The organism is uncultured Porphyromonas sp. (assembly GCF_934359325.1).
In the GTDB taxonomy this organism is placed as follows: Bacteria; Bacteroidota; Bacteroidia; order Bacteroidales; family Porphyromonadaceae; genus Porphyromonas_A.
The window spans coordinates 1-6,293 of sequence record NZ_CAKRLH010000088.1; the positions used below are offsets into that span (position 1 = coordinate 1).

Annotated in this window: 8 protein-coding genes and 1 pseudogene; 4 read left to right on the plus strand and 5 right to left on the minus strand. The window is 52.4% G+C overall.

Annotation, left to right across the window (positions count from 1 at the left end; genetic code table 11):
• Nucleotides 1-157: 157 nt before the first annotated feature.
• Both Q0F21_RS04530 and Q0F21_RS04535 read right to left on the minus strand, forming a co-directional pair.
• Nucleotides 158-748 (minus strand): transposase, encoded by a 591-nt coding sequence (locus tag Q0F21_RS04530; protein ID WP_297237808.1) that lies wholly within the window; start codon nt 746-748, stop codon nt 158-160.
• Nucleotides 637-1,143, minus strand: coding sequence for a hypothetical protein (locus Q0F21_RS04535; protein WP_297237810.1), 507 nt, complete (start codon nt 1,141-1,143; stop codon nt 637-639). The genes Q0F21_RS04530 and Q0F21_RS04535 overlap by 112 nt, the downstream gene beginning before the upstream one ends.
• A gap of 232 nt (nt 1,144-1,375) precedes the next feature.
• Here Q0F21_RS04535 and Q0F21_RS04540 point away from each other — a divergent pair, with 232 nt between their 5' ends.
• Nucleotides 1,376-1,948, plus strand: coding sequence for a hypothetical protein (locus Q0F21_RS04540; RefSeq protein WP_297237812.1), 573 nt, complete (start codon nt 1,376-1,378; stop codon nt 1,946-1,948).
• 579 nt (nt 1,949-2,527) lie between these two features.
• On the opposite strand, the gene Q0F21_RS07830 is transcribed toward Q0F21_RS04540, so the two are convergent.
• Entirely contained in the window at nt 2,528-2,806 is a 279-nt protein-coding gene (locus tag Q0F21_RS07830; protein WP_363282588.1) for a phage integrase SAM-like domain-containing protein, read from the minus strand.
• Nucleotides 2,807-3,542: 736 nt separating this feature from the next.
• Nucleotides 3,543-3,659 (minus strand): B-box zinc finger protein, encoded by a 117-nt coding sequence (locus Q0F21_RS07835; RefSeq protein WP_363282590.1) that lies wholly within the window; start codon nt 3,657-3,659, stop codon nt 3,543-3,545.
• Between the two features lie 201 nt (nt 3,660-3,860).
• Between Q0F21_RS07835 and pnuC the strand changes: the two genes are divergently transcribed.
• Genes pnuC through Q0F21_RS04555 form a run of 3 tightly spaced genes read left to right on the plus strand, consistent with a single transcriptional unit; the run spans nt 3,861 to nt 5,760 of the window.
• On the plus strand, nt 3,861-4,448 hold the full coding sequence (gene pnuC, locus Q0F21_RS04545) for a nicotinamide riboside transporter PnuC (RefSeq protein WP_297237814.1): 588 nt from the start codon (nt 3,861-3,863) through the stop codon (nt 4,446-4,448).
• Nucleotides 4,445-5,110, plus strand: coding sequence for a thiamine diphosphokinase (locus tag Q0F21_RS04550; RefSeq protein ID WP_297237816.1), 666 nt, complete (start codon nt 4,445-4,447; stop codon nt 5,108-5,110). The genes pnuC and Q0F21_RS04550 overlap by 4 nt, the downstream gene beginning before the upstream one ends.
• Nucleotides 5,107-5,760: a ribonuclease H family protein gene (locus Q0F21_RS04555; RefSeq protein WP_297237818.1), complete on the plus strand. Its 654-nt coding sequence runs from the start codon at nt 5,107-5,109 to the stop codon at nt 5,758-5,760. Before Q0F21_RS04550 ends, Q0F21_RS04555 begins: the two co-directional genes overlap by 4 nt.
• Before the next feature lie 65 nt (nt 5,761-5,825).
• Here the strand turns inward: Q0F21_RS04555 and Q0F21_RS04560 are convergent.
• Nucleotides 5,826-6,293, minus strand: a pseudogene (locus Q0F21_RS04560) (Na/Pi cotransporter family protein); the annotation flags it as partial.

Genomic DNA, 6,293 nt, shown 5'->3' on the forward strand with positions numbered 1-6,293 from the left:
CCCCAAAGGGGGGATGGGGGCGGGGGACTCTCGCCAAACTTTTTCCTCTAGTGTTGCACTTCGAAGTTGAACCTAGGATGCGCAGATGCCGGTTAATTCGCATTTTGATGTGCTGGGATGGGGAGGTCAGGGAAATAGGGTTTGTTGATGTGGGGTGTTAGGAGAAGTGGAGGGCGATGCGGTAGAGAAAGAAGTCGGTGTTTCTGGCTCCGTAGTTGACGCTGACAAAGCGCTGCAGATTTTGACTGAGAGCCTCCGCCTTGGCATTGCTCTCCCTGCGGTAGAAGTATCTCAGGATGGGGGTGGAGTTTGACCTGAGGAAGTTGGCGATATTGCGTATCTCCTCCACCTCACTCTCCATCCCTTCCTTGGTGATGAGCACGAGATCTGCCTCCTTTATCTTGTACTTCCGATCGCTGTACCGTGGTCGTATCGGCTCGTACCACTTCCGGATCCTTTGGCAGTATTTGTAGGCTTCTTCGATCTCGGGGAATTGCTTGAAGAGTATCTTTGCTCGCTCCTTTTGGTCGTCGGTCCACTCCGTTTTGCGCTTGAAAAGGAGTCCTCTCGAGCGGTGTAGGAGTTGCTTTAGGGTGTCTTCGTTGGCAAACTTTTCCTGTAGGGTTAGCCTCTCTTTTACCGTCTTATTCTTCTTCCGCTCGAGAGCAAGGATCGCTTGTCGGTGGCGGATGCGCACGCTCTGGAGCTGCTCGAGGACTTCACGGAGGACGTGAAACTTGTCCGCCACCTGTTACGCATTGGGAAAGGTCGTCCTCGCCAGCCAATTTCTTTTAAAAAAGCACCGAACTTCGGTGTGCATTTGATCCCCTCGATCGTGTATTTATAGGTGTTGAAGTAGGACTCTCGACCGCCCTTTTCCTTCCACGTCCGACGGCGTATGTAGATGAATGCCTCCCGACAGGCTATGAGGAGGGTCTGGATCTCGCAGGGATTCATATACCCGCATCGGACCACCTCTTTCGCCTCCGCCAGCGCCGGGGGATAATGGCTCTTGTCGTCCTTCACGTCCATATAAAGACGGTAGACCCCGCACTCCTTTTTCACCTCCTTCAGCTCGAAGTCCCGAAGGATCTCCTCCGGAACAAATGCCGAAATCAACTCACTTATCTCTGCTATTTCCATAGCCTCTTAACAACTTCCTCATCTACTATCCATTGTCCCCTCAACAAGGGTAATCTCTTTTCCCCTCCAGTCTCAGCACATCAAAATGCGAATTAGCCAAAATAAAGGCAGAAAAATTTGGTAGTATCGGATACTTTTGTTATCCTTGTAAAAGGGATTAATAGAGATCTCCTTCGCTATAAATAGCAAGAGAAACAACAAGTTAGATAACCAACAAATCAAAAACAGAGATATGAATACGACAAAGAAATGGAGTCTCTTAGCAGTGCTATGTGGGCTATTGACGGCAACTCTCCTAACCGCTTGTGGCGGTGGCGGGAGCGCTGAGCCAAACAATAGCAACAATAACGAGAGGGCGGAAACGGATTTCGTGGAACAGACTCTAGTTTGCAAGGCAAATAGACCAATAGAGTTTGAATGTATTGTCGGCGGGGTCTTTGTCCTCTATGTGAATGGAGTTGAAAAGAGTTCCCCCTGGGAATCTTCCTCAGATAGGGATAGTGAAGATGGAAAACTGGTTATTCCTGCTAACACCGAGGTCGAGTACACATTCAAGGCAACTCCACATTCAAGTCAAGGCAGCACAAAGGTCCCGATTTTTATCAACTCAACGTTTTGGTTCACTGCAACCGAACGATATGCTGATAAAGATGCGAACAGGACACCTGTTGCGACAACACTGTCTTTTACTTGGAAGGAAAGCATAAATGGTCAAGACAAAAGAGAGGAGAGAAAAACAATCTCTCTATCAGAGGACAACGGGTGGGAATACAAAAGTAAAGAGTATGAAACCAGTCTCAATTAACCGCAAATGATACTGGTTCATACTGTATAGGGTTAATTGGTTACACATTCTTCTTGTAGGCGATTATCCCAGCAGCGCATCTCTCACTCACCTTCATAGGGAGGACACGAGCGTAAATACGGGTTGTGGAGAGGCAACTGTGACTTAGTACACTTCCAACATGTCAAGGCTCACACCCTTAGTCAGAGCAAGCGTCGCAAAAGTGTTGCGAGCTAAGTGGTAAGTGAGTACTCGCTTCACGCCACTTAGTCTTTGTATTTCTTTGAGTTGTTGATTGACGTACGGATTTGTACATAGGGGGGAATATCCTACACTCTGTAGAGGTCGCCTGAGTGAGATACGGAGTTAGGATATGCACGGCGACAGACATTAAATGGATAGTGCTAAGCACGCCCGTCTTCTTACGACAGAGAACAACCCAGCTCCGACCGTGCATAGATACGATATTGTCTCTCACTAGACGAGATATATCTGCATAAGATAGACCTGTATAGCAAGAAAAAAGAAAAGCATCTCGAACTAGTAGTAGCTTAGGGTTCGTTAGTTCAACCAAGCGTAACCGCTCTAAGTCAGTATCGTCTATGCCCCCCTGTCGGTAGGTTGGGTGCGCAATACGACCTTTGGAAAAGGTACACGCATTAGCAATTCTTCTTCAACTGCTCGCTCCATCGCCTTTTTCAAAAAGCGCAGAACTTTGATAACTGCATTGTGAGTGTAGTTTTTCACTCCTTTTAAGTATAACTCGAGACCTTTGAAAAATGGAGAGGGGGAAAATGAGACGCTCTTTCTTGGCTGATTTCTCCAAGAAAGAGCGTTTTTGGATTTCCGAGCGACTTTTTGGGGCGTTTTTCGTCTCAAAAGGACGTGAGGAGAGCCCTTCCCTCACTGTTTGAGGTTATATCAGCCCTCGGGACATAATTTACCCCCTCGTCCTGTAGAAGTTGAACGCCATTCTTTCGAGTACAATCTGTGTGTATGCGCTTTTGCCAGTCTTCTGTATCGGCACCGACCTCCGTGAAATTAGATTTCTTATTTGGGGAGGTGAAGTCTTGCGGAGATGGCGGTCAAGGAATACCGTAACGGTCCGTCGTGACTAGTCTCTCTACCGGGAAAATCTAAATCCGAAACTTAAGTCAGAGATAGTCGGAGGCTAACACAGCAAACTCTGACCAGTCTACCGGATACAATGTAGGACCCTACTAATACTCCGCTCCGTCTTCCGTATCTCTCGATACCTCTTGACCTTACGATATAGTCTAAATGGCAGCACATAGGGACCTATGGATAACGCCAAAAACAGCTTAAAGAGGAAGTAGAGTACCCACCCCAATATCGGCATGATTAGAACGACTCTCGGTGTGATCCCACTGAGAATTCTCCAGCCGGATGGTATAGAGAAGAATGAATAGAAAACGAAGACACTAAAGAACACTACTGTAGTAACATTTTCGGAATCCATCACCTCCGAAAGTCCCATCGCAGAGAGCAAGGCATATCCGACACAGCCGGCAAGGAGCGATATCATCGCCTCCTTGTGGATCTCTGACTTCTCTGCACGCATTCTCCGGAGATTACACTCCAGACAGATATTCGCCTAAAAAAAACTCTCGCACTCATGACATAGTGCACGACCACAGTCTTGACACAAGGCCACTGCAGGTCGGTCTGGATGACGATAGCAATACATATGGACAGATAGTGTGGGCGTCATCCCCGCCGGACGCCCCTTAAGAGCATTAACAAGTTGTTACATAGAAGACCAATCCCTCACAGCAAAGAGGGGGGGGCAGGGATAGACCTTCGTATGCCAAAGGTACCACAAAAGGGTATACGTAAAAACACCGGCACTGATTATATATCACCGCTACAAGTCCGGGTGAGCGGGGGATTGCGTACCTTTGCTTCCGAAATCATGAGCGAAACGATTATACAGATCATCAATGCCGTACTCGGCATCGTCTACGTCCTACTGGAGGGCAGCGCCTCGATGTGGCTCTGGCCGCTGGGGGTGATACAGCCTGTCTTTGCCCTGATCGTCGGCTGGCAGAGCCAGACCTACAGCACGATCCTGGTGCAGCTGTACTACCTCATCACCTGCATTATCGGCTGGATCTCCTGGCAGAGACGGCGCCGGAGTGGCGGAGGCGGCGAGTCGGCTCATCCGCCGATCACACGCATACCTCTCCGCGAGCTGGTGATCTGCGCCCCCGTGGCGGTGGCAGCCTTTGGGCTGATACTGGTCTCGGTCGAGACCTTTAGCCCCTACCCTGTGGTGGAGGCCGCTGGGACGGCCCTTTGCTTCCTCGGTATGTACCTGCTCATCAGGGCGTATGTCGAGTCGTGGTATGCCTGGATCGTCTCCAACCTCCTCTATACCGTCCTCTACGCCCTCATCCCGGGATACTTCTACACCGCCATCCTCTACGGCGTGCTGACCCTGCTTGCTGTGCGGGGGCTGATCGTCTGGAGACGAAAGATGCAGCATCAGACCGACCTATGAGATACCTACCCCACCCCATCTCCACCGTGATCTTTGCCGACGGAGAGGCTCCCTCAGAAGAGCTTGCTTCCTTTGTACTCAGTCGGGCGTCCCACGTGATCGTCACCGATGGCGCGCTGAGCAATTACTACCGCCTGACGGAGCGAGATCCGGATGTGGTGATCGGCGACGGGGACTCGGTCCCCACGGAGCTGCTGGAGCGGCACCACCTCACCTTTACCCGCATCGATGACCAGATGACCAACGACCTCACCAAGGCGGCCCACCACGCCCTCCGCGAGGGATGGCGGTCGATCACGATCTTAGGCGGGACAGGGCTGAGGGAGGACCACACAGTCGCCAATATCTTCCTCCTGATGGACTACTACGAGTCGGGGGCAGAGGTGCAGATGGTGAGCGACTACGGGACTTTTGTCCCCTTCTCCGGTGAGCGGTTCTTCGACGTGCCGCAGGGGCTGGAGGTGAGCTTCTTCTCCCAAGACCACCTGCCGATGAGTGCCGAGGGGGTGACCTACCCCTTCCACAAGGCGATCTACCCGAAGCATTGGCAGATGACACTCAATAGCGTCACCGAGTGCCCCATCCGTCTCGAGGCGGAGGGGATTGCGCTGCTCTACGTGGCGAGCGAGAGGTATGTCCCACGAGAAGAGGTCAAAGTATGAAGGGTAACGACGAGCCTAAGGTCTATGTCGTCTGGTCGGGTCGGGAGACGGGCGTCTTCGACAGCTGGGACGACTGCAAACCCCTTGTGGTGGGGGTGAAGGGGGCGAAGTACAAGTCCTTCAAGGGCATCACGCACGCCGATGCGGAGCGGATCCTCGCCGACGGACCGGAGCAGTACTACGGCACCGGGACGAAAAAGGAGAAGGAGCCCGCACCGAACTACGATCAGGCGAAAGCCTCCATCTCGCCCGACGCAATCGCCGTTGACGCCTCCTCGCAGGGCAATCCGGGGCGTATGGAGTACCGAGGTGTCTACGTGGAGACGGGAGACGAGGTCTTCCACAGCCAGGTCTACCCGAGGGGGACGAATAACATAGGCGAATTCCTCGCCATCGTCCACGCCCTCGCATGGGAGGAGCAGATGGGGTACTTCGTCCCGATCTACTCCGATAGCCGAAATGCGATCCGCTGGGTGCAGAATAAAGTCTGCAAGACGAAGCTCCCTCGCGATGACCGCACGGAGGAGCTCTTCCGCCACATCGACCGGGCGATCCTCTGGCTGCAGCGACACGACCTGACTAAGTACGACCTCCGGAAGTGGCCCACGGAGGTACTGGGTGAGATCCCGGCCGACTTCGGACGGAAGTAATAAAAAAAAAGAGCCCCGGGCGGTCGTTTTCCGCTCGGGGCTCTGCTTATAGAGGGTGGTCGCTCTTAGTGCTTCTTATTGGTCAGCGCCTCCACCACATTGATGGCGTAGTCGGCGAAGTGCTCGTACTCATCGATGTCGTCGACGTAGTAGACGGAGGACTCGTAGGGGTACTTGAGCGTATTGACGTCGGCGATATTTTGTTTCTCAAGGGCATCCCGTCGGTTGTTCATCTCATTCTCAAGATTCTGCGCTTTGTAGAAGAAGGACTCATCCCTCGGGTAGGTCTCCACGGTGGCGACCGTATTATCGAGGATCTGCTCGCAGAGCGTATGGAGCTCGAGGAGCGTGGCGACCAGCTCAGGAGTCATCTCGACAGAGTTGCTGCGCTGGCGACGTAGAGCGCGACCGATATTGAAGCAGGAGTCGCCCATGCTCTCGATCTCGGTGGCACAACGCATGTAGGCCTGTATGTCGTGGTGGGTCTCCTTGGAGAGGTCGTTGGTACTCAGACGGGTGAGGAAGTCTACGAT